General features: G+C 68.8%; 23 protein-coding genes. 11 read left to right on the top strand and 12 right to left on the bottom strand.

What is annotated here, in order from left to right; genetic code table 11:
* Nucleotides 1-48: 48 nt before the first annotated feature.
* Entirely contained in the window at nt 49-1,662 is a 1,614-nt protein-coding gene (gene cimA / locus LJ725_RS26840) for a citramalate synthase (RefSeq protein ID WP_230554034.1), read from the bottom strand.
* A gap of 43 nt (nt 1,663-1,705) precedes the next feature.
* Here cimA and LJ725_RS26835 point away from each other — a divergent pair, with 43 nt between their 5' ends.
* The 3 genes from LJ725_RS26835 to LJ725_RS26825 all read left to right on the top strand — a co-directional run bounded on the left by LJ725_RS26835 (nt 1,706) and on the right by LJ725_RS26825 (nt 5,154).
* Nucleotides 1,706-2,824, top strand: a complete 1,119-nt coding sequence (locus tag LJ725_RS26835) for a mandelate racemase/muconate lactonizing enzyme family protein (RefSeq protein WP_230554033.1) — start codon at nt 1,706-1,708, stop codon at nt 2,822-2,824.
* Nucleotides 2,825-3,017: 193 nt separating this feature from the next.
* Nucleotides 3,018-3,341 (top strand): hypothetical protein, encoded by a 324-nt coding sequence (locus LJ725_RS26830; protein WP_230554032.1) that lies wholly within the window; start codon nt 3,018-3,020, stop codon nt 3,339-3,341.
* 226 nt (nt 3,342-3,567) lie between these two features.
* Nucleotides 3,568-5,154 (top strand): ABC-F family ATP-binding cassette domain-containing protein, encoded by a 1,587-nt coding sequence (locus LJ725_RS26825; protein ID WP_230554031.1) that lies wholly within the window; start codon nt 3,568-3,570, stop codon nt 5,152-5,154.
* Between the two features lie 8 nt (nt 5,155-5,162).
* Here LJ725_RS26825 and LJ725_RS26820 read toward each other — a convergent pair whose 3' ends face one another.
* The 3 genes from LJ725_RS26820 to LJ725_RS26810 all read right to left on the bottom strand — a co-directional run bounded on the left by LJ725_RS26820 (nt 5,163) and on the right by LJ725_RS26810 (nt 8,119).
* Entirely contained in the window at nt 5,163-5,663 is a 501-nt protein-coding gene (locus LJ725_RS26820; protein WP_230554030.1) for a hypothetical protein, read from the bottom strand.
* Nucleotides 5,660-7,012 (bottom strand): M23 family metallopeptidase, encoded by a 1,353-nt coding sequence (locus LJ725_RS26815; protein ID WP_230554029.1) that lies wholly within the window; start codon nt 7,010-7,012, stop codon nt 5,660-5,662. Before LJ725_RS26815 ends, LJ725_RS26820 begins: the two co-directional genes overlap by 4 nt.
* Nucleotides 7,013-7,246: 234 nt before the next feature.
* Nucleotides 7,247-8,119 (bottom strand): ATP-grasp domain-containing protein, encoded by an 873-nt coding sequence (locus LJ725_RS26810; protein ID WP_230554028.1) that lies wholly within the window; start codon nt 8,117-8,119, stop codon nt 7,247-7,249.
* A 48-nt stretch (nt 8,120-8,167) separates the two neighbouring features.
* On the opposite strand from LJ725_RS26810, the gene LJ725_RS26805 reads away from it, so the two are divergent.
* A complete protein-coding gene (locus tag LJ725_RS26805) occupies nt 8,168-8,707 on the top strand; it encodes a chlorite dismutase family protein (protein WP_230554027.1) in 540 nt (179 codons plus the stop codon).
* A 14-nt stretch (nt 8,708-8,721) separates the two neighbouring features.
* Here LJ725_RS26805 and LJ725_RS26800 read toward each other — a convergent pair whose 3' ends face one another.
* Both LJ725_RS26800 and LJ725_RS26795 read right to left on the bottom strand, forming a co-directional pair.
* Nucleotides 8,722-9,780 carry a M48 family metallopeptidase gene (locus LJ725_RS26800; RefSeq protein WP_230554026.1) on the bottom strand — a complete coding sequence of 353 codons (1,059 nt, stop codon included), beginning with the start codon at nt 9,778-9,780 and terminating at the stop codon, nt 8,722-8,724.
* 2 nt (nt 9,781-9,782) lie between these two features.
* Nucleotides 9,783-11,021 carry a YjgN family protein gene (locus LJ725_RS26795; protein WP_230554025.1) on the bottom strand — a complete coding sequence of 413 codons (1,239 nt, stop codon included), beginning with the start codon at nt 11,019-11,021 and terminating at the stop codon, nt 9,783-9,785.
* A gap of 98 nt (nt 11,022-11,119) precedes the next feature.
* On the opposite strand from LJ725_RS26795, the gene LJ725_RS26790 reads away from it, so the two are divergent.
* Complete coding sequence (locus tag LJ725_RS26790) at nt 11,120-13,099, top strand: protein meaA (RefSeq protein ID WP_230554024.1); 1,980 nt, start codon at nt 11,120-11,122, stop codon at nt 13,097-13,099.
* 6 nt (nt 13,100-13,105) lie between these two features.
* Here LJ725_RS26790 and LJ725_RS26785 read toward each other — a convergent pair whose 3' ends face one another.
* Nucleotides 13,106-13,804, bottom strand: a complete 699-nt coding sequence (locus tag LJ725_RS26785; RefSeq protein WP_230554023.1) for an adenosylcobinamide amidohydrolase — start codon at nt 13,802-13,804, stop codon at nt 13,106-13,108.
* A gap of 22 nt (nt 13,805-13,826) precedes the next feature.
* Complete coding sequence (locus LJ725_RS26780; RefSeq protein WP_230554022.1) at nt 13,827-14,192, bottom strand: hypothetical protein; 366 nt, start codon at nt 14,190-14,192, stop codon at nt 13,827-13,829.
* 30 nt (nt 14,193-14,222) lie between these two features.
* Between LJ725_RS26780 and LJ725_RS26775 the strand changes: the two genes are divergently transcribed.
* Nucleotides 14,223-15,098 (top strand): DUF4743 domain-containing protein, encoded by an 876-nt coding sequence (locus tag LJ725_RS26775; protein ID WP_230554021.1) that lies wholly within the window; start codon nt 14,223-14,225, stop codon nt 15,096-15,098.
* A 64-nt stretch (nt 15,099-15,162) separates the two neighbouring features.
* Nucleotides 15,163-15,534, top strand: a complete 372-nt coding sequence (locus LJ725_RS26770; protein WP_230554020.1) for a hypothetical protein — start codon at nt 15,163-15,165, stop codon at nt 15,532-15,534.
* Between the two features lie 73 nt (nt 15,535-15,607).
* Here the strand turns inward: LJ725_RS26770 and LJ725_RS26765 are convergent, their stop codons facing one another.
* Nucleotides 15,608-16,591, bottom strand: a complete 984-nt coding sequence (locus LJ725_RS26765; protein WP_230554019.1) for a Bug family tripartite tricarboxylate transporter substrate binding protein — start codon at nt 16,589-16,591, stop codon at nt 15,608-15,610.
* 142 nt (nt 16,592-16,733) lie between these two features.
* Here LJ725_RS26765 and LJ725_RS26760 point away from each other — a divergent pair, with 142 nt between their 5' ends.
* The 4 genes from LJ725_RS26760 to LJ725_RS26745 are packed head-to-tail and all read left to right on the top strand — an operon-like array spanning nt 16,734 to nt 21,555.
* Entirely contained in the window at nt 16,734-18,140 is a 1,407-nt protein-coding gene (locus LJ725_RS26760; protein WP_230554018.1) for a tetratricopeptide repeat protein, read from the top strand.
* Nucleotides 18,137-19,546, top strand: coding sequence for an amidase (locus LJ725_RS26755; RefSeq protein ID WP_230554017.1), 1,410 nt, complete (start codon nt 18,137-18,139; stop codon nt 19,544-19,546). Before LJ725_RS26760 ends, LJ725_RS26755 begins: the two co-directional genes overlap by 4 nt.
* Nucleotides 19,547-20,968, top strand: coding sequence for an amidase (locus LJ725_RS26750; RefSeq protein ID WP_230554016.1), 1,422 nt, complete (start codon nt 19,547-19,549; stop codon nt 20,966-20,968). It abuts the gene before it with no gap.
* A 20-nt stretch (nt 20,969-20,988) separates the two neighbouring features.
* On the top strand, nt 20,989-21,555 hold the full coding sequence (locus tag LJ725_RS26745; RefSeq protein WP_230554015.1) for a hypothetical protein: 567 nt from the start codon (nt 20,989-20,991) through the stop codon (nt 21,553-21,555).
* Between the two features lie 122 nt (nt 21,556-21,677).
* On the opposite strand, the gene LJ725_RS26740 is transcribed toward LJ725_RS26745, so the two are convergent.
* The 3 genes from LJ725_RS26740 to gluQRS form a co-directional block, all read right to left on the bottom strand.
* Nucleotides 21,678-22,085, bottom strand: a complete 408-nt coding sequence (locus LJ725_RS26740) for a hypothetical protein (protein WP_230554014.1) — start codon at nt 22,083-22,085, stop codon at nt 21,678-21,680.
* A gap of 121 nt (nt 22,086-22,206) precedes the next feature.
* Nucleotides 22,207-23,364: an aromatic ring-hydroxylating oxygenase subunit alpha gene (locus tag LJ725_RS26735; protein WP_230554013.1), complete on the bottom strand. Its 1,158-nt coding sequence runs from the start codon at nt 23,362-23,364 to the stop codon at nt 22,207-22,209.
* A gap of 10 nt (nt 23,365-23,374) precedes the next feature.
* Nucleotides 23,375-24,238 (bottom strand): tRNA glutamyl-Q(34) synthetase GluQRS, encoded by an 864-nt coding sequence (gluQRS, locus tag LJ725_RS26730; protein ID WP_230554012.1) that lies wholly within the window; start codon nt 24,236-24,238, stop codon nt 23,375-23,377.
* Between the last annotated feature and the right edge of the window lie 17 nt (nt 24,239-24,255).

Genomic DNA, 24,255 nt, shown 5'->3' with positions numbered 1-24,255 from the left:
GGTCTGCCCCGACCTAGTCTAGGTCAACCGGCCGTCGCAGCATGGCTGCTACGCGACGACCTTCTCCGCCGGCGTCGCACCGTCGCGGAACAGCTTGTAGGTGATGGCGTCGTAGAGCGCGTTGTAGGAGGCGTCGACGATGTTGGGCGAGACGCCGATCGTGCTCCAGCGGCGCCCTTTGGCATCGGCGCTCTCGATCATGACGCGCGTGGTCGCCGCCGTTCCGCCCGCCGAATCGAGGATGCGGACCTTGAAGTCGACCAGCCGCATGTCCTCCAGCTCGGGATAGACCGGCACGAGCGCCTTTCGCAGCGCAGCATCGAGCGCGTTCACGGGGCCGTTGCCCTCGCCCACTTCCATGGCGCGCCGGCCCGCGACGTCCAGCTTCACCGTCGCCTCCGACAACGCCACCGTCTGGCCCCTGGCATTGACGCGCCGCTCCGCCAGCACGCGGAAGCTCTGCAGCGAGAAATAGTCCGGCACGGTTTGCAGCTGGTGCCGCGCCAGCAGCTCGAAGCTCGCGTCGGCGCCGTCGTAGGCATAGCCCTCCGACTCGCGCTCCTTCACGATCTCCAGCAAACGCGCGACGCCGGGATTCTTCGGATCGACCTCGAGGCCGATCTGGCGGAAGCGCGCCATGATGTTTGAGCGGCCGGCCTGGTCGCTGACGACGATGATGCGCTGGTTGCCGACGACCTCCGGATCGACATGCTCGTAGGTCTTGGGATCCTTCTCGACGGCCGAGACGTGCAGGCCGCCCTTGTGTGCGAAGGCACGCGTGCCGACATAGGCGGCGCTGCGGTTGGTCGGCATGTTCAGCCGGTCGTCGAGCAGGCGCGACAGGTGCGTGAGCCGCTGCATCGCGCCATCCTTCAGCCCGGTGTCGAAGCCCATCTTCAGCACGAGGTTGGGGATCAGCGCGATCATGTTGGCGTTGCCGCAGCGCTCGCCCAGCCCGTTGATCGTGCCCTGGACCTGGCGCGCGCCGGCGCGCACCGCGGCCAGCGTATTGGCCACGGCGTTCTCGGTGTCGTTGTGCGTATGGATGCCGATCCGGTCGCCCGGGATCTTCTTGACCACTTCGCCCACGATGCGCTCGACCTCGTGCGGCAGCGTGCCGCCGTTGGTGTCGCACAGCACCAGCCAGCGGGCGCCCGCCTTCTCCGCGGCGGCGAGGCAGGCCATCGCATAGTCGGGATTGGCCTTGTAGCCGTCGAAGAAATGCTCGGCGTCGAACATCGTCTCGTCCATGCGCGTCTTCGCATAGGCGAGCGAGTCGGTGATCATTTCGAGATATTCGTCGCGGTCGACTTCCAGCGCCACGTCGACATGGAAGTCCCAGGTCTTGCCGACCATGCAGACGTTGCGCGCCTTGGTCTGCAGGATGGAGGCGAGACCGGGATCGTTGGCCGCACTTCGGCCGGCGCGCCGCGTCATGCCGAAGGCCACGAACTTGGCGTTCTGGAATTCAGGCGGATCGGCGAAGAACCGGTCGTCGGTCGGGTTCGCCCCCGGCCAGCCGCCTTCAATATAGTCGATGCCCAGCCGGTCGAGCTCGCGCGCGATCGCAGCCTTGTCGGCCACGGTGAAATCGACGCCCTGCGTCTGGGCCCCGTCTCGCAGGGTGGTGTCGAAGAGATAGACTCGGTTGGACTGGCTCATGGCGCGCGCATCATAGTGTCGGGAAACCTCGGGAGATACGCTTATGACCACTCCGACCACCATCGTCGAGCTTCGCACCACGCTCCTGCAGGTGCCGTGGCGGTCGTCGCCGCCGGCGGCGGGGATCCTGGCGCCGGGGCCGCGCGAGATCTTCGTGCTGGAGATCGAGACTCAGGGCGGCCTCGTAGGCATGAGCTACCTGATGCCGCTGCACGGCGGCCTCCATACGCTCGACGCCTGCATGAAGGAGCTGATTGCACCCTATGTGATCGGCCGCGACGCAACCGAGATCGAGGGCATCTGGCAGACGCTCTACAAGAACAACTTCTGGCTGGGCCGCATGGGCGTCACCCTGTTCGCGCAGAGCGCCGTCGACATGGCGCTGTGGGACATCGTGGGCAAGCGCGCGAGCCTGCCGCTGTTCCGCCTGTGGGGCGCGGCGCGCACCTCCATTCCCGCCTACGGCTCGGGCTGCTTCCGCGGGCTGGGGCGCGACGGCATGATCAGGCGTGCCCAGGAATTCACCGCGCAGGGCCTCAAGGCGATCAAGATGCAGGTGGCGCACATCCGGCCGTGGCGCGAGGACGTCCAGAACGTGAAGGCCATGCGCGAGGCGATGGGTGACGGCATCGAGATCATGATCGACGTCAACATGGGCTGGGACGCCGATACCGCGATCCAGGCTGGCCATCGCATCGACGAGTTCGATCCCTACTGGCTGGAGGAGCCGGTGGTGGCTGAGGACTTCGCGGGCTACCGCCGCATCGCCGCAGCATTGAAGACGCGCGTGGTCGGCGGCGAGAGCCACTTCATGCGCAACGACCTGCGTCCCTTCTTCGAGCATCCGGGCACGCCCATCCTGCAGCCCGACCCGATGCGCGGCGGTTATTCGGAACTGCGCAAGATCGCCTCGATGGCCGAACCGCACGGCATCCGCATCGCCCCGCACCTGTTCCACGAGCAGATGGTCCACGTGCTGGCCTCGATCCCCAACGCCAGCTACCTCGAATACATGGACTGGAACGACGATCTCTGGATCGAGCCGGTGCTGCCCGCCAAGGACGGCACCATGTCGCCGCCCGAGCGGCCCGGCCACGGCGTCGTCTTCCGGCCCGAGATCCTGAAGGACCATCGCATCGGCGGACAGCGCCTCAAGGGCTGATTGCGCTTCGCCGGCCGTGCGGCAGCACCTTCCTGGCGGCATCCATGCGAATGCCGCATCGTGAGAGCGGTTGCCGTGCATTGAATATTGTCCGATGGGTGCGGTGTCCGCGGAGGCGCTCCTGCCTCATCAGCCCGTCGGACCGGAGCGCGTCCCCATTAAATCAGTGATCACCGCCGCGTCGCTCGTCGGCATGACAGCCTCGTTCGCGCACGCCCAGGGTGCGCCCATCGAGTTCCGCATGGCCGCGTCCGATGCCAACATAGCCGGCTGCCGCGGCCTCGACGCCCAGCTGTCGCGCGTCCACTCGGTTACGCTCAACGGCGACACGGCCCTGCTGAAGCTGGCGGGCGGCATCAGCGAGACGCTGAAGCAGACGGCCCCGGGCGTCTATACGACCGTCTTCACCCTCTCCGGCGTACGGCTCGACGTCGTGGCGAATTCGGCCACGTCTCCCCGCACCCTTGTCGTGACGGAGAAGAACCGCGGCTGCCGCTGGGACGCCACGACGAAGTAACGTCTTCCAGCGGGCGTACCGGGGGCGAGGCGGGCGCAAAGCCCCGCCCCCGTCCAGCGCTGCGGCACACGGCGATCAAGGGCGGAGGACAAGCGCCACCAGCCTTGATCGTGCCAAACTCCGCGCCTATCTACCGCCCTCCGCCATCGAACATGGACCTGCACCGCAATGGATCTCCACCTGACCGCAACGCCCGCCCGCCTTGCCCTCAGGGAAATCCACGTCCATGCCTTCGATCACGCTTTCCGGCCTCGCCGCCTCCACGCCTGACGGCCGTCCCCTCTTCTCCGACATCGATCTGAGCTTCGACGCGGGCCGGACCGGCCTGGTCGGCCGCAACGGCGTGGGCAAGACCACGCTGCTGCGGATGATCGCCGGCATTCTTCCTCCCCAGAGGGGATCGCTGTCGGTGAACGGCACCGTCGGCCTGCTGCGCCAGACGGTGCAGGTCGCGCCGGACGAAACGCTCGCGGACCTGATGGGCGTGGCCGGCGCGCTGGCCCTGCTGCGCCGGGCAGACGACGGCTGCGCCACCGCCGAGGAACTGGCGGGGGCCGACTGGACGCTGGAGGCGCGCCTCGCCTCGGCATTGGGCCGCGTCGGCCTCGACGCGGCGCCGGCGGCCCTGCTTTCGACGCTCTCGGGCGGACAACGCACACGCGCGGCCCTCGCCGCCCTGATCCTCGCCGAACCCGACTTCATCCTGCTCGACGAGCCGACCAACCATCTCGATCGCGAGGGCCGCGCCGCGGTGATCGACCTGCTGGCCGCATGGCGCTCCGGAGCGATCGTGGTCAGCCACGACCGTGAATTGCTGGAGACGATGGACGCCATCGTCGAACTCACCTCGTTGGGGGCGACACGCTACGGCGGCAACTGGAGCCACTATCGCACGCGCAGGGCGCTCGACCTCGCGGCGGCGCGGCACGATCTCGCCGACGCCGAGAAGCGCATGGGCGAGATCGAACGGACGGCGCAGGCCACGGCCGAGCGCAAGGCGCGCAAGGATGGCGGCGGCCAGCGCCAGCGCGCCAAGGGCGACATGCCGCGCATCCTGGCGGGCGCCCGCAAGAGCCGCGCGGAGAACACGTCGGGCGACCAGATGCGCCTGGCCGAGCGGCGCCGCGCCCAGGCCGCCGAAGACGCGACGGCAGCGCGGCGGCGCATCGAGATCCTGCAGCCGCTTTCCGTCACCCTGCCGTCGACGAACCTGCCGGAGGGCCGGACAGTTCTGCGCGTCGAGACGGTGAGCGCCGGCTACGAACCCGGGCGCGCCCTCATCGACGGCCTGGCCTTCGTCATGACGGGACCCGAGCGCGTGGCCCTCACGGGTCCCAACGGCTCCGGCAAGACGACGGTGCTGGCGCTGATCGCCGGCACGCTCGCGCCACGCTCGGGCGAGGTGCGCAGGACGCGCGCCTTCGCACTGCTCGACCAGCAGGTGAGCCTGCTCGATCCCCGCCTGTCGATCCGCGACAATTTCCTGAAGCTCAATCCCGGCAGCGACGAGAACGCCTGCCGTGCCGCGCTGGCGCGCTTCATGTTCCGGGCCGATGCCGCGCTGCAGACGGTCGCAACGCTGAGCGGCGGCCAGATGCTGCGTGCCGGCCTCGCCTGCGTCCTGGGCGGACCGCGGCCGCCCGAACTGCTGATCCTCGACGAGCCGACCAACCATCTCGACGTCGATGCGATCGAAGCCGTGGAAGCGGGCCTGCGGGCCTATGACGGCGCGCTGCTGGTCGTGAGCCACGACGAGAGTTTCCTCGCGGCCATCGGCATCACGCGGCGCATCGAACTGACCGGGAGAAACTGACCGTCGACCTAAACACCCGGCCCGTCGCAGCGGGCGATGAGCTGCCGGGTCAGCCGCTCGTACTTCGTGTCGCCGGTACGGGTTTCGAGCAAGGCGTCGCGGGCGTCCGCGATCACGATGGTCGCCTGGTGGGGCGTGCCATCGCCGCATCGCAGGTGCTGCAGCACCGGGGCCTTGATCGACCGGCCGACGCCGCGCAGAGGCTCGAACAGTTCGTTCGCCCGCTCGCCGCTGGCGGCCGGCAGGGCGTCGCACCTTTCGTGGTGGACCGACATCCAGAGCCGAATGCTTCCGGCCGACGTGCAGGAAATCTCCTCGATCACGCCGCTGCTCAGAAAGCCCACGCTGAGGCGATCGGCGCAGAGTTCGTAGACGAGCACGTTCATGCCCGCCTCCCCGTCATCGAGCACGCCGCGCTCGCAGTCGCCGGCCGACACGGAAGACGCGAACAGGAACAGGCAGAGCGCGCCGACACCGCCCGCGAAGCGAGGGCGCACCCGCGCGATCACTCGCCGTCGTCCTCGCGGTCGGTGCTCACGGCGTCCCGAGCGCGATCCGTCTCGGCCATCTCGGCCTTGAAGCGCTCGAGCTCCCGACCAGAGAGACGCGTGCGTTGTTCGGTGCGCGCCATGCTGAGCGGGTCGATCGGCCGGCCACCGCGATGCAGTTCGAAATGGAGGTGCGGCCCGGTCGAGAGACCGGTGCTGCCCACGTAGCCGATCACCTGCCCCTGGCGCACGCGCGCGCTGCGCTTCACGCCGGCGGCGATGCGCGACATGTGGGCGTAACCGGTGGCGAGACCGCCCTCGTGGGCGATCTTCACCCATTTACCATAGCCGCCGAACACCCCGGCTTCGATGACGTGACCGGCACCGGCCGCAAGGATCGGCGTGCCCGGCGGCGCGGCGAAGTCGATGCCGGCATGCAGCCGGTTGAACCCGAGCACCGGATGCTGACGCAGGCCGAAGCGCGAGGAGATGCGGCTCATGTTCAGCGGCGTCCGCAGCAGCGACTTGATCACGCTCTCCCCATCGCTGTTGAAGAAGAACTCCTCGCCGTCGAGCGGCTTGAACCGGTAGATGCTGTAGCGCTCGGCGCCGCCACCGGTCGTCAACTCCGCCCACAGCACGCGTCCCTCGTCGGCCGGCATCCCGTCGCTCGTCCAGCCGCGCTCGACCAATACGTCGAAGCGGTCGCCGGCCTTGATGTCGTGCTGGAAGTTCACGTCCCACGAGAAAGCGCGCAGCATTTCCGCCAGCGCCCCATGCGGCACGCCGGCGGCCTCTGCGCTGCCGATCACCGACCCCTCGACCAGGCCCGCGGCACGCTGCAGCCGCGGCGTCACCGCAAAGACCTCCTCCTCGACGCTGTAGTCTCCGTCTTCTCCGCGCTCGAGCGTGAAGGCTCGGTGCGGCTCGGTGCGGATCGACAGGCCCACGAGCAGCGTTGCCTCCTCCGCCTCCAGCCGCTGCAGCTTCAGGAGCAGCGCCTGGCCGATCGGCAGGCGGTCGAGCCGCACATGGCGCGCCAGCGCCGCCACGATCTCCGCGCCGTCGGCGGCCGAAATGCCCAGACGGTCGAGCACGCGGGCCACCGTGTCGCCCTTGCGCAGCTGGATCGCGGCCTCGACGTAGGGCAGGCCGAAATCCGGTGCCTCCGGTTCCGTGGGCGGCTCGGGCAGGACCGACGCGATGTCCTGAATCGAAGGCTCGGGCTCGCCCGCTTCCGCCATCTCGACCTGCGGCGTTCCGGATTCCGGTGCGAGATCGAACGCACTGGCCGTCCGCGGAGCGACCGGCTTTTCCTTCAGCGTCATGAGGCTGACGGCCGCCACCACGGCGAGGCTGCCGAAGCACATCCCGACCTTTCTCCACGGCCGTCCTGCCGCAAGGGCCGGACGAAACTGTTCGAAGGGGGTCTGCGCGACGGCAGCCTGTGAATCCGGCATTCCAGGAAGGTCCTCGGGGACGGCGTTGAAGGGGAAGCAGGTGCCGGAGGTCTCACCGCGCCGGCGGCGGCAGACTTGGTTCGAAAATTGGCAGCAATGTGGTTGCGCGTCGTCTCGACGCGGCGGTGAGTCGATGGCGCCTGTTCAGCCGCGGGACGATGTCGCCAGTCGTTGCAGCGTGGCGTCGGCGAAGCGCTCGGCCGACGACGGTTCGAAGTCCATGAACAAGGCAGGTTCGAGCACCTCGACCTCGATGACGATCAGCATTCCCTCACGCACCACGCCATCGACGCGTGCGTAGAGCGGCATTGCGGGAAGCGTCGCGAGGCACGCCGCGCCCTGCGCCGTCACCTGCGGCGACGGCGTTTCGGCGGTGCGGGTCGGATTGAAGCGCGAGTTGGAGCGGAACTCGCCGGGCGGAGGTCGCTTGCGCAGGGCGTGACTGAACACGCCGTCGAAATAGGCGAGCGACAGCTCGCCCTCGCCGATCTCGGGCAGGAATTCCTGCACGACCACGCCAGAGGCGCGCGCCTCGTCGGAGAGCGCCGCGATCTGCCGGGCGATCGTGGGACGCTGCAGCAGCTCGACGGAATGCCCCGACGCGCCGCTGGCGGGCTTCACCACGGCAAGGTCCCAGCCGGTCTCGTCGAAGACCCGCCCGACCGAACGGGCGTCGCAGGGCACCACGAAGCTGCGCGGCACGCGCACGCCCGCGGCGTCGAGCTTGGCCACGTAGTCCTTGCGCAGGTTCCAGCGCACCAGTTCGATGGAATTGAACAGCCGCGTCGCGGCCGCCATCGCCTCGGTCCAGCCGCGGAACGCGTCGAGCGCCCGGTAATAACCCCAGGTCGAGCGCAAGACGACGGCGTCGGCGCCGTCGAAAGCAGCGCGCGGTCCGTCCCACGGCGCGCCCGTCACGCGACAGCCCCGCCGCTCCAGCGCATCGGCATAGAGACGATCGGAGGCGGTGATCTCGGGGTCGTCGGCGGAAGTGGCGAGAACAATGTGCGGACGCATGCCGCTACATAACCAAAGCTCCGGCGCGCGTCTTGCTTGGGATCGACCATGCCGCCGCCCTTCACTGTGACCTTTTCCGCCGGGTCCGCCGGCCCCTGGCGCGTCGAACGCCTCTCGACGCTCGCGGGCCCCGGGCTTCCCGCCGCCACGCATCTCGCGATGACCGACCTGCCCGGGGCGAGTTGGCGCCTGCGCGGCGTGGTCAGTCATCCGCGCTATTCGACAGCGGCCGAATTGAAGATGCTGGCCGGGGTGCAGGCCGGGCTGGGCCGCCCCGAGGCGACCTGTGCGGCGCTGATCCCGATCCGCAAGTCGGAGGCCTGGTGGTCGATGGCACAGGACGAGCGCCGCGCCGTGTTCGAGGATCGCTCGCGCCACATCGCGCTGTCGATGAAATATCTGCCCGCCGTCGCGCGCCGCCTGCACCATGCGCGGGACCTTGGCGAGCCGTTCGATTTCCTCACCTGGTTCGAATTCGCGCCCGAGCACGCGGCGGCCTTCGACGATCTGCTGGCCGAACTGCGCGCCAGCCCCGAATGGACCTATGTCGAGCGCGAAGTCGAGATCCGGGTGCGGCGCGTCGACTGAACGGGCCGCACCGATTACTTGCAGACGTTCTTCAGTGCCTGCCATTCCGCCGTCGTGAACGGCAGCTTGCCCGAGGGCGGGCGCTTGGTCGCCGCGATACGCTCCTGCGTGGGCGGATGGCTCGACCAGATGCCGGCTTCGGTGGCGGCGTCCTCGGGCTTCTTCTTCAGCATCTGCTCGAAGAAGGTCGAGACGCCGTCGGCACGCAGTCCGCTCTTCTCGAGCAGTCGAACGCCGGTCTCGTCGGCCTCGCGCTCGAAGGCGCGGCCGTTGCGCAGCGCCAGCAGCGCGGTGCCGCCGCTGCCGAAGGTGGTAAGCACGTCCGAATATCCGCCGGTCAGGAGCTTGATCAGCAGGTCGAAGCCGTAGGCGCGCACGAGGCCCTTGGTCGGATGGTAATGCACGACATGGCCGATCTCGTGCGCCAGCACGCCCGCCACCTGCGTGCTGGTCGCCTGGTCGATCAGGTCGGAATAGAAGACGAGGATGGAGCCCGGCAGGGTGAAGGCATTGACCGGCCCGCCCTTGACGACATGCACCGTGACCTCGTGCGGATAGCCCGCCTCCTTCGCGAGATCGTTGGCCAGCCGGTTTATGGCGGCGAGACCCGCCTTGCCCGTGCACTCCTCCTCGTCGGCGATGAGCTGGTCGAGCACCGTCTCGCCGAGCTTCACCTGCCAGGAATAGGGCAGCAGCGGCGCGGCATAGCCGGTGCCGTATTCGATCGCGCTCCAGAACAGGCCGATCAGCGCGACGATCGCCAGCGAATAGGCGCCGAGGCGCGGCGCGACCTTCACCGGCTCGAGCGCCAGCGGCTTCAGCGTCGGCACCAGCGCGGCGAGCTGCTTGCGCCAGGCCGGGTCCTCGATCGCCAGTCGCGCTTCGCTGCCGCGAAGGATGACGGGCGGCACGGCCTCGTGCTGCGAATCGCCGAGCACCGAAAGGTCCGCGACCGGCCAGCGCGCGACGATGCTGGAATCGGCCGGACGATAGATCACCAGTTCGCTGGCCGTGACGCGCAGCAGCACTTCCTGCACACCGGCGCTCTCTCCGTCGTAGTAGCGGGCGGCCATGGTCAGACCCCGCTCACGTCGAACAGGTCGAGCAGGCCCTCACCGTAGGTCGGGCCGAGATCGGTCGGCTGGCGGATGTCGTCGCTGAGCGGCGCGCCATAGATCCAGAGCTGGCCCGCGATCAGCTTCATCGTGCGGTGCATCACCCACGGCCAGCCGATGCCCAGGGTCAGCAGCACGATCAGGTAGTTCAGCACCAGGAAGCCCCACATCTGGCGCGTGGACAGCGCCGTCGCAAACAGGACGTTGCCGGCGCGGCTGCGGGTCACCAGGTAGCGCATCAGATAGGCCTGCCACCAGCAGCGCAGCGGCAGGATCAGCAGGCCGAACACCAAGTAGGCGGCGAAGCCGATCGCCAGCACGACGACGAGGGTGCGCAGGCTGGGATGGGAGAAGAGCTTCTGAACATCCGCGAACGTGAAGCCCAGGCTCTCGATCGTGCCGCCGATCAGGGCGAAGGTGGCGCCAGCCGCGACGATCCAGGCCACGATGTTCAGGAAGTAGTAGCCGAGGTAGCGGCCGTAGATGTCGCCGGCGCTGCCCGCGAAAGCGAAGCCCTGCGTGCCCACCCGCGCATTGACGATGCGCGGGCGCGCCAGATTCACCGAAACGACCGGCGTCAGCAGATAGGCCGTCGAGGCGTTGGCGAAATGCAGGAAGGTGGCGATCGCGCCGTAGCGCCACGCCGACCCCGCCATGCCACAGCGGATGCCGCGCCAGCGCGTGCGCGAGAGCTTGTAGCGCAGCCCGGCATAGTGCCCGACATAGGCCAGCGGAAAGCCGATCAGGAACACCGACAGCGAGAAGATGTCGAACATCCCGAAGCTGGCGAACGGCTTCTCGTGGAAGACGTAGATCCAGACCACGTACATCAGCCCGGCCCAGGCCGCGATCAGCAGCAGCGCCAGCAGGAAGCCGATCAGCAGTTCCCGGCCGCGACCGCGATACTCGAAACGGTCGCCCAGCACCGACATGTGGTTCCAGACATAGCGGCGGATGCGCGTGCGGCCCCAGAAGCGCGACCAGCCGAGCGTCACCAGCATCAACGCAAGATGGCGCAGGTAGATGGCGTAGAGTTCGCCCAGCCGGCCGTCATAGACCGGCTGACTCGGTGTAAGGTCGGGCCGGTTCCAGGTACCGCCCGGCGGGTTCACCGGGCCGGATGCACCCGCCCCCTCGCCCGCGCTCCGGTTGGCCTGCTCGATCGCCGCCTGCTGCCAGGGAGAAGACGCGTCACTCAACTCCCTGAACCCCGCCGCTCTGCAAAATTTTCGATGCTGCAACGCAGCATGATCTGGTGTAGGCCAGTCTACGTCAACAGGACTGCGAACCGCCACCCATGACCATGCCCAATCGCGACAAGCCCTGGCTCATCCGGACCTATGCCGGCCACTCGACCGCCGAGAAGTCCAACGAGCTCTATCGCACCAACCTCGCGCGCGGCCAGACCGGCCTCAGCGTCGCCTTCGATCTGCCGACGCAGACGGGCTACGACAGCGACCATGTGCTGGCCAAGGGCGAAGTCGGCAAGGTCGGCGTGCCGATCTCCCATCTCGGCGACATGCGCGCGCTGTTCGACGGCATCCCGCTCGACCGGATGAACACGTCGATGACGATCAACGCGCCGGCCGCCTGGCTGCTCTCGCTCTACATCGCCACCGCCGAGGCCCAGGGCGTGGAGCGCGCCAAGCTGCAGGGCACGACGCAGAACGACATCATCAAGGAGTATCTCTCGCGCGGGACCTACATCTTCCCGCCCGAGCCGTCGCTGCGGCTGACCGCCGACACGATCGGCTTCACCTATCGCGAGGTTCCCAAGTGGAACCCGATGAACGTCTGCAGCTATCACCTGCAGGAAGCCGGCGCGACGCCGGTGCAGGAACTCGCTTTCGCCCTCGTCAACGCCATCGCCGTGCTCGACGCGGTGAAGGCTCGCGGCCAGGTGCCCGACGCCGACTTTCCCAAGGTGGTGGGCCGCATCTCCTTCTTCGTGAACGCCGGCATCCGCTTCATCACAGAGATGTGCAAGATGCGGGCGTTCGCCGAGATGTGGGAAGACATCACGCTGAACCGCTACGGCGTCGCCGATCCCAAGCAGCGCCTGTTCCGCTACGGCGTGCAGGTGAATTCGCTCGGCCTCACCGAGCAGCAGCCCGAGAACAACGTCTATCGCATCCTGCTCGAGATGCTGGCCGTGGTGATGAGCAAGAACGCCCGCGCCCGCTCGGTGCAGCTCCCGGCGTGGAACGAGGCGCTGGGCCTGCCGCGCCCGTGGGACCAGCAATGGTCGCTGCGGCTGCAGCAGATCGTGGCCTTCGAGACCGACCTGCTCGAGTACGGCGACATCTTCGACGGCAGCAAGGAGATCGAGGCGCGCGTCGAGGCGCTGAAGCTGGAGGCGCTGGCCGAGATGGGCCGCATCGCCGACATGGGCGGCGCCGTCGCGGCCATCGAAGCCGCCTACATGAAGCAGCGCCTGGTCGAATCGAACCTGAAGCGCCTCGCCGCCATTGAATCCGGCGAGCAGACCGTGGTCGGCGTCAACGCCTACACCGAGGGTGCGCCCTCGCCGCTCGCCGGCGGCCAGGATTCGATCCTGACGGTCGACGATTCGGTCGAGCGCGGCCAGATCGAGCGGCTGAACGCCTGGCGCGCCAATCGCGATGGTGCTGCGGTGAAGGCCGCCCTTGCCGAGCTGGTCGCCGCCACCAAGGAAGACCGCAACGTCATGCCGGCCTCGATCGCCTGCGCCAAGGCCGGCGTCACCACCGGCGAATGGACGGACGCGCTGCGCAGCGTGTTCGGCGAGTATCGTGCGCCGACCGGTGTCGCGCGTGCCGCCGGCGTCACCGACGGCCGCCTCGAAGTCACGCGGCGGGAGGTCGACGCGGTGTCGCGACGGCTTGGCCGGCGCATCAAGATGCTGGTCGGCAAGCCCGGCCTCGACGGTCATTCCAACGGTGCCGAGCAGATCGCCGTGCGCGCCCGCGATTGCGGCATGGAAGTCGTCTACGAGGGCATCCGGCTCACGCCGGAGCGCATCGTCAATGCCGCGCTCGAGGAGAGCGTTCATGTCGTGGGCCTTTCGATCCTGTCGGGCGGCCACGTCTCGCTGGTGAGCGACGTCCTCAAGGGGATGCGCGAGGCCGGAATCGGCGACGTGCCCGTGGTCGTGGGCGGCATCATCCCGCCCGCCGATGCCGAGGCCCTGATCGCCGCGGGCGTCGCGCGGGTCTACACGCCCAAGGACTTCGACCTCACCCAGATCATGCGCGATGTGGTCTCGGTGGTCGACGGCGCCTGGAAGGAAGCTGCCTAGCCGCTTCTAGCGCGGCACGGCGACGTTGCCCGCCGCGATGAAGGCGGCGAAGTCCTGCTGCCATTGGCCGGCACCTTCCAGCGTCGCTTCGTAGACGGCGCCGCCGATCGCCTCGCCCACCGCGGTGTGCAGCCCGGCATAGGCCTGCTGCGGTCCCGATTGCGGCGATCCCGATTGCGGCGAGGCGACGACGATGCAGTCCGTCCCGGTACCGGTGACGGCGGCGCCCGGCTCGGCGCGGCCCCAGTCGACGATGGCGGCCGTGCGGGCCTCCGAGACGATTGAGAGGGCCTCCACCAAGGCCCCGTCGGTCAGCGGCACCGAGACATGGACCAGTGTGTTGATCGTTCCCGCATGAGGGGCGCGGAGCTTGCGGGCGCCCACCCGCTCGGCGTTCGCCAGGCCGACCGTCGTGACACAGGTCGCCACGATGCCCTCGACGGTGCGCTCGGCGCGGTGATGGCGGCTGATGTCGCGCGAGGTCATGAAGGCGAGCGCATCGGGAAGTCCCGCCTCGGCGCGCCGCGCCGCCAGGAACTCCAGCGGATCGACGGAAGGACCGAGATCGCGGTTGCGCACCTCGACCCACACGACGTCGCGCGCCACGGCGAAGCCGGGATGCAGCAACGACCATCCCAGCGTACGCTGCGGCTCCGCGAATCGCAGCGTCAGGAACGGCGGCGCACAGTCGAGGGTGAAGGGCATGCCCGGCGTCCGGTCCCTCGCTTCAGTCCCGAAGCGTAGCCGTCGCGTGCAGCATCGGCTCGACGACGGCATGACTGAACAGCCAGGTCTCGGCATGGACCGACGGTCCATCGCGGCGCAGGACGCGGGAGAGCGCGATCACGTCGGCGGCTTGCGCCGCGCGAAGCACCGTGACGTTCAGGTGCGATACGCGCGCGTCGAGTCCGGCCGCCGCTCGCAGCGAGGTGTCGACCAAGGACAGCAGCGCCGCCGTGGTCCATCCGCCTGCGGCCGCCGCTGAAAAGCGCAGCCGCACGTCCTGGTCCTGGCACTCCTCGACGAAGGCTCCATGGAGGTCGGCGACGGGCAGCGTGGCTTCGAGCCGCGCCTGAAGTTCGTCTTCGGTCATCTGCCGCACTCTATGCTATCTCCCCGCCCCATGTCCTTCCTCGACCATATCCGCCGTTGCAACAACGCCGACCTCGCGCAGTTCGAGCCCTGGTTCGTGGGCGAGCATCGAGCGGGCTTCGTGCATCGCGACTTTGCCGCCGATGCCTTGCAGGACAGCGGCCTGTTCGGGCACCGCGGGGGCGCCTGGCATCTCGATCCGCGCCTCGATACGCCTGGGACGCGTACCGCCGAGGTCCGCGCCTTTCTCCTCGCCCTGCGCGAGCGCGGCTATTTCAACGGCCTGTGGCGCGAGGAGAGCTATGCCGTGGCCCCCCAGGAAGGCGCGCCCTTGCTGATGGAGATGGAGCGCTCGGCCGTACCGTGGTTCGGCGTGCGCGCCGGCGGCCCGCACATGACGGGCTTCGTACGCCGCGCCGACGGCCTGCACATCTGGGTGCCGCGCCGCTCCTACGAAAAGCCGACCTTTCCCGGCCAGCTCGACAACACGGTGGCGGGCGGTCAGCCGGCGGGGCTCGGCCTGCACGAGAATCTCGTGAAGGAATGCGGCGAGGAAGCCTCGATCCCGCCCGAACTCGCGCAACAGGCGAAGGCGGTCAGCGTCGTGGGCTACTGGAACCAGTCGGGCCAGCAGCTCAAGCCGGACGTGATGACCTGCTTCGATCTCGAACTGCCGCACGACTTCACGCCGCGCGCCAACGACGGCGAGGTCCATTCGTTCGAGCTGTGGCCGGCGCGGCGCGTGTTCGAGACCGTGCGCGACACGACCGAGTTCAAGTACAACTGCAATCTCGTGCTGATCGATTTCTTCGTGCGCCACGGCATGCTGTCGGCCGACGACCCCGACTTCATCCCCATCGTGGCCGGGCTGCGGATGCTGTACACTCCGCGCAACGGTTCAGGCTGAGCGACGGCCCGTCGTTTCGAATACGGTGCCGGCCCGGCCGATACAGCGACGGGTGGCGGCCTCCATGCCACGACATCTGCCGGTTTCGGCGATCCTTGTCCTGGCGGCGTCGTTCGCCGGGCTTTCCGCAATGGCGCAGGACGGCCATCACGGCCAGGGACACGTCGAGAACCACGACTGGTACCAGAAGCTGAAAAGGCCAGGGTCCAACGCCTCGTGCTGCAGCGGCACGATCAACGGCGTCGAAGGCGACTGCCGTCCGACCCGCGCCTATCAGAAGGACGACGGCACCTGGTTCGCCCTGCTCGACGGCCGCTGGGTCATGGTGCCGCCCAAGGTCGTCTTGCACGAACTCGCCCCCGACGGACGCAGCCACATCTGCGCGAACAAGACGGGCAGCATCTTCTGCTTCCTGGGAGGGTCGCCCAAGTCGTAGTCGGCTTGGACGGCGGGCGGCAGGGGCTGTAGTCAGCGCCGAGAGCCCGCACGGTTGCCATGACGCACGCGTCTCAAGACGGCGGCGCGATGTTCGCCTGCTGGATGACCTTGCGCCACTTGTCGGTCTCAGCAGAGAGGCGCTTGCCGTAGTCGGCCGCGCTGCCGCCGATCAGGACGAAGCCCAGATCGACCAGCTTCTTCGCCGTCGCGGGATCGGAGAGCACCTCGTTGAAGGCGGCATTGAGCCTGGCCACGATCGGCTCGGGTGTCCCGCCAGGCGCCATCACGCCGAAGAACACCGCGCCCGTCAGGTCGGCGGGCAGGCCCGCTTCCCCCACGGTCGGCACGTCGGGCAGCATCGGCACGCGCTTGGCCGAGGCCACGACCAGGCCGCGCAACCGTCCGTCCTTCACCGCGAGACCGCTCGGCAGCAGCGTGTCGGAGAACAGCATGACGTGGCCGCCCAGCACGTCCTTCAGCGCGTCGGCGCTGCCCTTGTAGCCGATATGATCGAGCTTGATGCCGAGCGCCATTCCGAGCTGCTCGCCCCACAGATGCGGCATGCTGGCGTTGCCCGCCGACGCAAACGGGATCGGCGAGGTCTGCTTCTTCGCCCAGGCGATGAACTCGGCCATCGTCTTGTAGGGCGCGCCGGGATTGCAGGCGAGCAGCAGCGGCATGTCGACATAGCTGCAGACCGGCGCGAGCTCCTTGACCGGATCGTAGGGCAGCTTGAGTCCGAACGACGTATTGGTGGCGACGGGAGCGGCCGCCATGAGGATCGTGTAGCCGTCGGGCCTGGCCTTGGCGACGATCTCGGTGGCGATGATCGTGCCGCCGCCCGGCTTGTTTTCGACCAGAACCTGCTGACCAAACTTGTTCGTCAGATACTCCGCCGCGATGCGGGCGGACGTATCGGTGGCGCCACCCGGCGCATAGGGCACGACGAAGCGGATCGGCTTGTCGGGAAAGGCCTGCGCCCGCACCAGCGACGGCGCGAGCGCGGGGCCGATCGAGAGTGCGGTGGCGGATGCCAGGAGTTGGCGGCGCTTCATCGTGTTCCTCCGTTTTGTTTCTTGTCTTTGTCCGTACTCTTGTCGGCCGGACGGGCCATTGACAACCGGTTTGACGCGGCGGGAGGCTCGACCAGCCGCGGCACGGTATGCGAAGGTCGTGGCGCAAGGGATCGGAGGACGGGTGACGCGCGACGGGCAGGGGCTGGAGCTGGGCAATGCGGACGCGCGCGCGGTCGCCGCACTCGATTTCGTCACGCAGGAATGGCTGGGCTTCGGCAAGCGCTTCGCCGACTTCATCGCCGCCGCCGATCGCGAAGAGAAGTGCCTGATGCTGCCGCTGGTGGCGGCCAGCCTGGTCCTCACGATGTACTCGCCCGAGGGCCAGGCCGCGGCCACACGCTACCTCGCACGCGCGCAGCGGTTGACGGCGGGCGCCGGCGCGCGCGAGCGCGCATGGCTCGGCGCCATCGAATGGTGGGTCGAAGGCGACACCGACCGCAGCCTGCAGCAGTTCCGCCGGATCGTCGCCGAATGGCCGCGCGACCTGCTGGCCGGCAAGCTGGCGCAGCTGCTGGCCTTCAACCGCGGCGAGGCCGAGACGCTGCTCGAGGTCGGCGAGAAGCTCCTCGCCGGCAATCCGGACAACCGCTTCGTCTGGGGCATGTATGCGTTCGGCCTCGAAGAGTGCAATCGCCTCGACGAGGCCGAGGCCGCCGCGCGCAAGGGGCTGGCGCTCGACCGCAACGATCCGTGGGCGCATCACGCCATCGCGCATTGTCTCGAAGCACGCGGGCGGATGCTGGAGGGGGTGGCCTTCCTCCACTCGGTGTCCGACACCTGGGCCGAGTGCAACTCCTTCATGCAGACGCACAACTGGTGGCACCTCGCGCTGTTCCTGATCGATCTCGATCGCACCGGCGAGGCGCTGGCCCTGTACGACGAGCGCGTCTGGGGCGTGTGGAAGGAGTTCTGCGAGGACCAGGCCAACGCCGTCTCGCTGCTGGCCCGGCTCGAACTGCGCGGCGTCGATGTCGGTGCGCGCTGGGCCGATCTCGCGACCTACCTGAAGCCGCGCCTCAACGAACATCTCTCGGCCTTCCACGACGTCCACTATCTCTACGGCCTGGCGCGCGCCGGCGAACGCGGCGCCGTCACCGAGATGCTGGCGAGCCTCGAGGATCGCGCCGCGCGCGCCCGTCCGTTCGAGCGCGAGACCTGGGCCGACTGCGTCGTGCCGCTGGCGCACGGCCTCGCCGCGCACGCGTCGGGTGACATGGCGGCCGCCGCGCGGCTGCTCGGCCAGGCGATGCCGCACCTGCGCACGCTGGGCGGATCGATCGCGCAGCGCGCGCTGTTCGGCGCCATCCATCTCGACGCGCTCACCCGCGCCGGCTGGAACGATGCGGCGCTGGCGATCCTGCAGGCCGACGAGCGCGAGCGTCCGGGCGTCGCCGCGACCAAGCGCGCGCTGGCCGACGTCTATCGCAAGGTCGGCCGCACCGAGCAGGCGCTGGCCGCCGAGTACCAGGCCGAACGGCTCGCCCGCCAGTATCGCGCCGCCCACGGCAGGACGGGAGAAGCGGCATGACGACGGACCTCACGCAGGCGAGCGCGGCCGACCTCGGCCGACTCTACGCCAAGGGCAAGGCCTCCCCGGTCGAGACGATGAAGGCTGTGCTGGCGCGCGCCGACGCGCTTGCCGCGACCGTCAACGCGCTCTGCCATGTCGAGACGCGCGGTGCCCTGGCCGCGGCCCGCGCCTCCGAGAAGCGCTGGAAGAAGGGCGAGCCGCGCTCCGCCCTCGACGGCGTGCCGGTCTCGGTCAAGGAACTCGTTCGGGTGAAGGGCTGGCCGGCCTCGATGGGCAGCAAGCTCACCGACAAGACTCCCGCCGATGCCGACGCGCCGGCGGTGGCGCGGCTGCGCGCGGCGGGCGCCGTCGTGTTCGCGCAGAGCACCAGTTCGGAATACGGCCACAAGGGCGTGACCGATTCGCCCCTGCACGGCATCACGCGCAATCCGTGGAACACCGCCCTGACGCCGGGCGGATCGTCCGGCGGCGCCGGTGCGGCCGTGGCCGCCGGTCTCGGCCCGATCGCCATCGGCACCGACGGTGGCGGCTCGGTGCGCATCCCCGCGAGCTTCAACGGGCTGATCGGCCTCAAGGCCACGTTCGGCCGCGTGCCCGCCTGGCCGCCCTCGATGACCGGCGACCTGTCCAACACCGGCCCGATGGCGCGCACCGCGCTCGACGCGGCCCTGATGATGAACGTCATCGCCCGTCCCGACGCGCGCGACGGCTCCGCCCTCCCCGCGGACGACACCGACTACACGCGGAAGCTCGGCAGGCTGCCGAAGAAGCTGAAGGTCGGCTTCGCGCTGCGCCTCGGCGACCATCCGCTCGACATCGAAGTCGCCGCGATGGTGACCAAGGCGGCGCGCGACTTCGCGGCGCTGGGCTGCAAGGTCGAGGAGGTCGAGGCGCCGTTCTCGTTCGGCGAGGCGAGCCGCGCCTTCGTGGTCCACTGGCTCTCGGCCCTGCAACGGCTGTTGCAGGTCTTCCCCGAGGCGCGCCACGACGAGTTCGACCCCAGCCTGCTGGCCGGCGCCAAGGCGGGCCTGCGCTGCACGCTGCAGGACGTCGTGAACGCGCAGGTGACGCGGCGCGACCTGACGCTGGCCTGGAACCTGTTCTTCGAGAAGTACGACCTGCTGCTCACGCCCACCGTCGCGGTGCAGCCCTTCGCGGCCGGCACCAACCTGCCGCCAGGCCCCGACGGCAAGCCCAACGTGATGTGGTCGCCCTACACGCCGCAGTTCAACCTGACGCGCCATCCCGCCGCGACCGTGCCGGTGGGCCTGTCGCGGCAGGGCCTGCCGGTCGGGCTGCAGATCGTCTCGGCGCATTACAAGGACGCGCTTGTACTGCGCGCCGCGGCGGCTTTTGCCGAGATCCACACCCTGAGATTCCCTGTCCTTCCGGAGACCAAGTAAATGACCGCCGACCTTGCGATGATGCCGGCCCACGAGCTGGTGAAACTCTTCAAGGCCCGCAAGGCCTCCCCGGTCGAGGCGACCAAAGCCGCGCTCGCGCGCGTCGATGCCTTCAACGGCCAGCTCAACGCCTTCCAGCATCTCGATCCCGATTCGGCGATGCGCCAGGCGCGCGCCTCGGAGAAGCGCTGGAAGAAGGGCGGCAAGCGGCTGTCCGACATCGACGGCGTGCCGATCACCATCAAGGACATGGTGCTGACCAAGGGCATGCCCACGCGCATGGGCAGCCTCGCCACCGATCCCGACGGCCCCTTCACCGTCGACGCGCCGGTGGCGCAGCGGCTGCGCGAGGCGGGCACGGTGCTGCTCGGCAAGACGACCTCGCCCGAATACGGCTGGAAGGGCGTCACCGATTCCAAGCTGTTCGGCGCCACGCACAATCCGTGGAAGATCGGACGCACCTCGGGTGGCTCCTCGGGCGGCGGCACCGCGGCCGAGGCGGTCGGCATGGGCAACCTCGCCATCGGCACCGACGGCGCGGGCTCCGTCCGCATCCCCTGCTCGTTCTGCGGGCTGTTCGGCCTCAAGCCCACGCAGGCGCGCGTGCCGCTGTTCCCGGTCTCGGCGCAGGGCACGCTCTCGCATATCGGGCCGATGACGCGCACCGTGCGCGACGCGGCGATGATGATGAACGTTATCGCCCGCCCCGACCCGCGCGACCCCTATGGCCGTCCCGACGATGTCGAGGACTATCTCAAGGGCTTCGATAAGGGCGTGAAGGGCCTGCGCATTGCCTATTCGCCCCACCTGGGCTTCGTCGAGCGCGAGAAGATCGACCGCGACGTGGCGGTCGCCGTCGAGCAGGCGGTCAAGGTGTTCAAGACGCTGGGCGCCAAGATCGTCGAGGATTCGCCCGACTTCCAGGGCATGGATCCGCGCAAGGTGCTGAACGCGCACTGGCAGTCGAACGTCGCGCTGCTGCTCAAGGGCTTCAGTCCGGAGAAGCGCGAACTGATGGACCCCGGCCTGGTGAAGGCCGCCGAATTCGGCGCCCAGCTCGGCCAGGAGGCCGTCGTCACGGCCATCCACCAGCGCCAGGCGATTTCCGCGATCATGAACCAGTTCATGGCCAAGTACGATCTGCTGCTGACGCCCACCATGCCGATGACCGCCTTCCCGGTGAACGAGAACGCGGCCTGGGGCGGCGACGGCGTGGACATCGGCTGGACGCCGTTCACCCTCACCTTCAACCTGACGCGCCAGCCGGCCGCCACCATCCCCTGCGGCCTCGACCGCGAGGGCATGCCGATCGGCCTGCAGATCGTCAGCGGCCACGCCCGCGACGCGCTCGTCCTGCGCGCCGCGGCAGCCTACGAGCGCGTCCGCCCGATCCCCGCGCCGCCGATGGCGCATCAGATCTGACGTGAGGGCTGGCGCGTCCGATGGCCCTGAGCCGCCAGACGCGCCGCTACATCCTGCTCGGCGTGGCACAGGTCGCGGCGCTGGCTGCCTTGGCTTGGTTCGCCGAGCGGCAGGTGGCGCTGGGCCCGACCGACAAGCTCGGCTGGCGGCCCTTCACATGGCCGCTCTCGACGGAGCGCGCGCCGGCAGGACGCGCCTATAGCGGCGAGGACCACGACGTCTATGTCTGGCTGACGCTCGATGCGCTCGGTCCGCCCGGCGGTGTTTGCCCCGAGGGCATCGCGAACGATGCGGCGCTGGAACGCGCCGTCGACATCCGGATCCTCGACCCGCGCTTCGAACCGGTCGGCCCGGGCGAACGCATCCGCGTCACCGACCTGACCGGCTGGACCCGCGTCTACGTCCACCGCCGCAACAACAAGTCCCTGCGCTACGGCGAGGCCGTCGCCGTGGCCTACAAATGCGACGTCATCACCGCGATCATCGACGGCGACGCGCGCGATCCAGCCCGGCGCAAGTTCGCGCACGAGTTCCTGGAGTCGAACACCGCGCAGGTCTGGATCAATAAGCAGCTCGAGGGGCGATGATTCTGTCGTCCTGAGCGGCGAAGGACTTCGGCGAGCGCCCGCCGTACTCCGGGGCTCGCGGGAGATCCTTCGCGTCGCTCAGGATGACAAGTCCGGTTGGCCGTCGACGTCGCACATGGCCGCTACAACTTCACCGGCACCTTGCGTGCGAAGAAGGCGGCGATGAAAGCGAAGGCCATGCTGGCCAGCCACAGCCAGTAGCCTTCACGCAGGCCGGTCACAGGGTTGGACATGCCGGCCTCGTTGGTGACGACGCTTGTCTCGAACAGGAACGAGCCGGCGAGTGCGAGGGCGGCCAGAGCCAGGATCAGCGCCGGCACGCGGCGGCTGAACAAGCTTGCGATCCAGGAAGCACCGAGCAGCGGGTTGGCGAACCAGCTCGTATGGCCCAACGCGCCGAACAGAAGGATGCTCCATCCCGGCCAGTCCGAGCAGATGCCGGAAACGCAGAACGCGTCCTGCGTCAGGCTCGCGGCGAACAGGATGACGCTGAATGCCAGCGCGACGCGGGTAAGCGGGCGGGCGATCAATTTATGCTCCTCTCCCCCGAAAGGGGGAGAGATTGGGTGAGGGGGTGACGCGCGACCGCCCCTGGCCCCCTCACCTAGCCTCTCCCCCTATCGGAGGAGAGGAACACGATAGGAAGACCACTCAAGCCGCCACGCCGAGCGCGCTGCGGATCGAGTTGTGGAAATGGACCAGCGAGGGCTCATTGCGGCCGTAGATCACCTCTTCCGTCGCGCCGGACTCGAAGCCGATCTGCATGCGCTCGCCCAGCGGGAAGTCCTCTTCCAGCACGGTGCGGATCGCGATGTCGCGGTTCTTGGCCCAGTGCTTCTCCGGCCGGTCGCTTTCGGCGGGCCGGTAGAGGGTGAACTCGATGTCGCAGCGGCCGGGATCGTCGCGGCCGGGAAAGGCCCGCCAGATCTCGATATGGTCGACCTGCCAGATGACGATGGTGTTGGGGAACAGCTGGTAGATCGCGATGATGTGCGGGCGCAGGTTGCGTTCGTCGTCGGGCAGGTCGCGCAGCGCCTCGATCGAGGTGCGTGGCACGCACATGCGGCCGTGACGTCCGGCGCTGTCGAAGGTGCCGCAATTGCCGATGAAGTACGGCGCGATGGTTTTCCGGTGCAGGTGCGGGATGTGATAGCCCTCGAGGAACGTGTCGACGGCGAACTTCCAGTTGATGCGCGGCGTGATGCGATCGACCGAATAGAGCGGATAGGTCTCCGGCCGCAGCGCCGCGAAGTCGGGAACGAAGGAACCCAGCACCGCATCGACGTCGATGTCGGCCGCCTCGCCCGCCTGCACCGGCGTCGCGCGCACGAAGATCATGCCGTGCTTCTCGCCGGCCGGCAGCCGCACCAGCCCGTGCGCGCCGATGTCGAGACCGGCGAAGCCCGCCTTGTCGGTGACGCCGAGAAGCCTTCCCTGCGTATCGTAGGTCCAGGCGTGATAGGGACAGACGAAGGCGCGGGCATTGCCGCAGCCTTCCGCCACTGGCGCGCCGCGATGGCGGCAGACATTGGCGAAGGCACGCAGCGTGCCGTCGGGCCCGCGCACCAGCAGCACCGGCATGCCGGCCACGTCCTCGGTGAGGTAGTCGCCGGCCTTGGGCAGGCGCGAGGACAGGCCCATGAACAGCGGCTGGCTGCGGAACAGCCGGTCGCGTTCGCGCGCGGCGCGCTCGCGGTCTGAATAGGCGTCGACACGATTGTGGAACATCGCGTCGGCGAGATCGGTGGTGCGGCCGTCGATATGGCCGAGCAGCCGCCTCCCGACGGCCAGTTGTTCGTTCCGGTCCATGACGGCGATGTTATGCCTTCGCCGGACCTGCGCAACTCCAACCGTCGATCATCGCGAACACCTCGGCGGGAGTCCTGCCACTCTCGCGCAGCGCCCGGATGGTGAGGTCGCGGTCGCGTTTGGCGAAGCGCCGGCCGGTCGCATCGGTCAACAGCGGATGATGCGCGTATTGCGGCGCAGCGTAGCCCAGCAGCGTCTGCAGCAACGCGTGGACGTGCGTCGACGGCAGCAGGTCGATGCCGCGCGTCACCAGCGTCACACCCTGCAGGTGATCGTCGACCGTGACCGAGAGATGGTAGCTGGTCGGCGTGTCCTTTCGCGCGATCACGAAGTCGCCGAGCAGCAGCGGCTGGCCCTCGATGCGGCCGAGCCCCTCGTCAAGAAAGGAATATGGCCCCGCCTGCTCTGCCGCGCGCGCCGCATGGAAGCGCATGCAATGCTCGATACCGGCGGCGATACGCTGGCGACGGTCCTCGCGCGAGAGGTGCCGGCAGGTGCCGGGATAAAGCGGCCCGTCCGGCCCCATCGCGATGGGATGCGGTGCGCTGGTCGAGGCGGCGATGTCGGCACGGGTGCAGAAGCAGGGATAGACCAGGCCGCGCGCGTCGAGCTGGTCGAGGACGCGACCGTAGTCGGCGAAATGATCGGACTGGCGGCGCACCTCGCCGTCCCAGGCGAGACCCAGCCATTGCAGGTCGGCCAGCATCGCGGTCTCGTACTCGCGGCGGCAGCGGCGGATGTCGATATCTTCTATCCGCACCAGAAACGTGCCGCCGACGTCGCGCGCACGCCGCCAGGCGATGCGGGCCGAATAGGCGCTGCCGAGATGAAGTTCGCCTGTCGGGCTGGGGGCAAAACGCGTGACGGCCGTCATGATCCGACGTTACAGCG

Origin of the sequence: Reyranella aquatilis (assembly GCF_020880995.1) — a bacterium.
Classification (GTDB): Bacteria; Pseudomonadota; Alphaproteobacteria; order Reyranellales; family Reyranellaceae; genus Reyranella; species Reyranella aquatilis.
This window is presented reverse-complemented; position numbering and strand designations above follow the sequence as displayed.

Bases quoted from the DNA above. Each gene is read 5' to 3' on its own strand.
- cimA (WP_230554034.1), bottom strand. From the start codon at position 1,662: ATGAGCCAGTCCAACCGAGTCTATCTCTTCGACACCACCCTGCGAGAC.
- LJ725_RS26835 (WP_230554033.1), top strand. From the start codon at position 1,706: ATGACCACTCCGACCACCATCGTCGAGCTTCGCACCACGCTCCTGCAG.
- LJ725_RS26830 (WP_230554032.1), top strand. From the start codon at position 3,018: ATGACAGCCTCGTTCGCGCACGCCCAGGGTGCGCCCATCGAGTTCCGC.
- LJ725_RS26825 (WP_230554031.1), top strand. From the start codon at position 3,568: ATGCCTTCGATCACGCTTTCCGGCCTCGCCGCCTCCACGCCTGACGGC.
- LJ725_RS26815 (WP_230554029.1), bottom strand. From the start codon at position 7,012: ATGTGCTTCGGCAGCCTCGCCGTGGTGGCGGCCGTCAGCCTCATGACG.
- LJ725_RS26810 (WP_230554028.1), bottom strand. From the start codon at position 8,119: ATGCGTCCGCACATTGTTCTCGCCACTTCCGCCGACGACCCCGAGATC.
- LJ725_RS26805 (WP_230554027.1), top strand. From the start codon at position 8,168: ATGCCGCCGCCCTTCACTGTGACCTTTTCCGCCGGGTCCGCCGGCCCC.
- LJ725_RS26800 (WP_230554026.1), bottom strand. From the start codon at position 9,780: ATGGCCGCCCGCTACTACGACGGAGAGAGCGCCGGTGTGCAGGAAGTG.
- LJ725_RS26790 (WP_230554024.1), top strand. From the start codon at position 11,120: ATGACCATGCCCAATCGCGACAAGCCCTGGCTCATCCGGACCTATGCC.
- LJ725_RS26785 (WP_230554023.1), bottom strand. From the start codon at position 13,804: ATGCCCTTCACCCTCGACTGTGCGCCGCCGTTCCTGACGCTGCGATTC.
- LJ725_RS26780 (WP_230554022.1), bottom strand. From the start codon at position 14,192: ATGACCGAAGACGAACTTCAGGCGCGGCTCGAAGCCACGCTGCCCGTC.
- LJ725_RS26775 (WP_230554021.1), top strand. From the start codon at position 14,223: ATGTCCTTCCTCGACCATATCCGCCGTTGCAACAACGCCGACCTCGCG.
- LJ725_RS26770 (WP_230554020.1), top strand. From the start codon at position 15,163: ATGCCACGACATCTGCCGGTTTCGGCGATCCTTGTCCTGGCGGCGTCG.
- LJ725_RS26765 (WP_230554019.1), bottom strand. From the start codon at position 16,591: ATGAAGCGCCGCCAACTCCTGGCATCCGCCACCGCACTCTCGATCGGC.
- LJ725_RS26755 (WP_230554017.1), top strand. From the start codon at position 18,137: ATGACGACGGACCTCACGCAGGCGAGCGCGGCCGACCTCGGCCGACTC.
- LJ725_RS26750 (WP_230554016.1), top strand. From the start codon at position 19,547: ATGACCGCCGACCTTGCGATGATGCCGGCCCACGAGCTGGTGAAACTC.
- LJ725_RS26745 (WP_230554015.1), top strand. From the start codon at position 20,989: ATGGCCCTGAGCCGCCAGACGCGCCGCTACATCCTGCTCGGCGTGGCA.
- LJ725_RS26735 (WP_230554013.1), bottom strand. From the start codon at position 23,364: ATGGACCGGAACGAACAACTGGCCGTCGGGAGGCGGCTGCTCGGCCAT.
- gluQRS (WP_230554012.1), bottom strand. From the start codon at position 24,238: ATGACGGCCGTCACGCGTTTTGCCCCCAGCCCGACAGGCGAACTTCAT.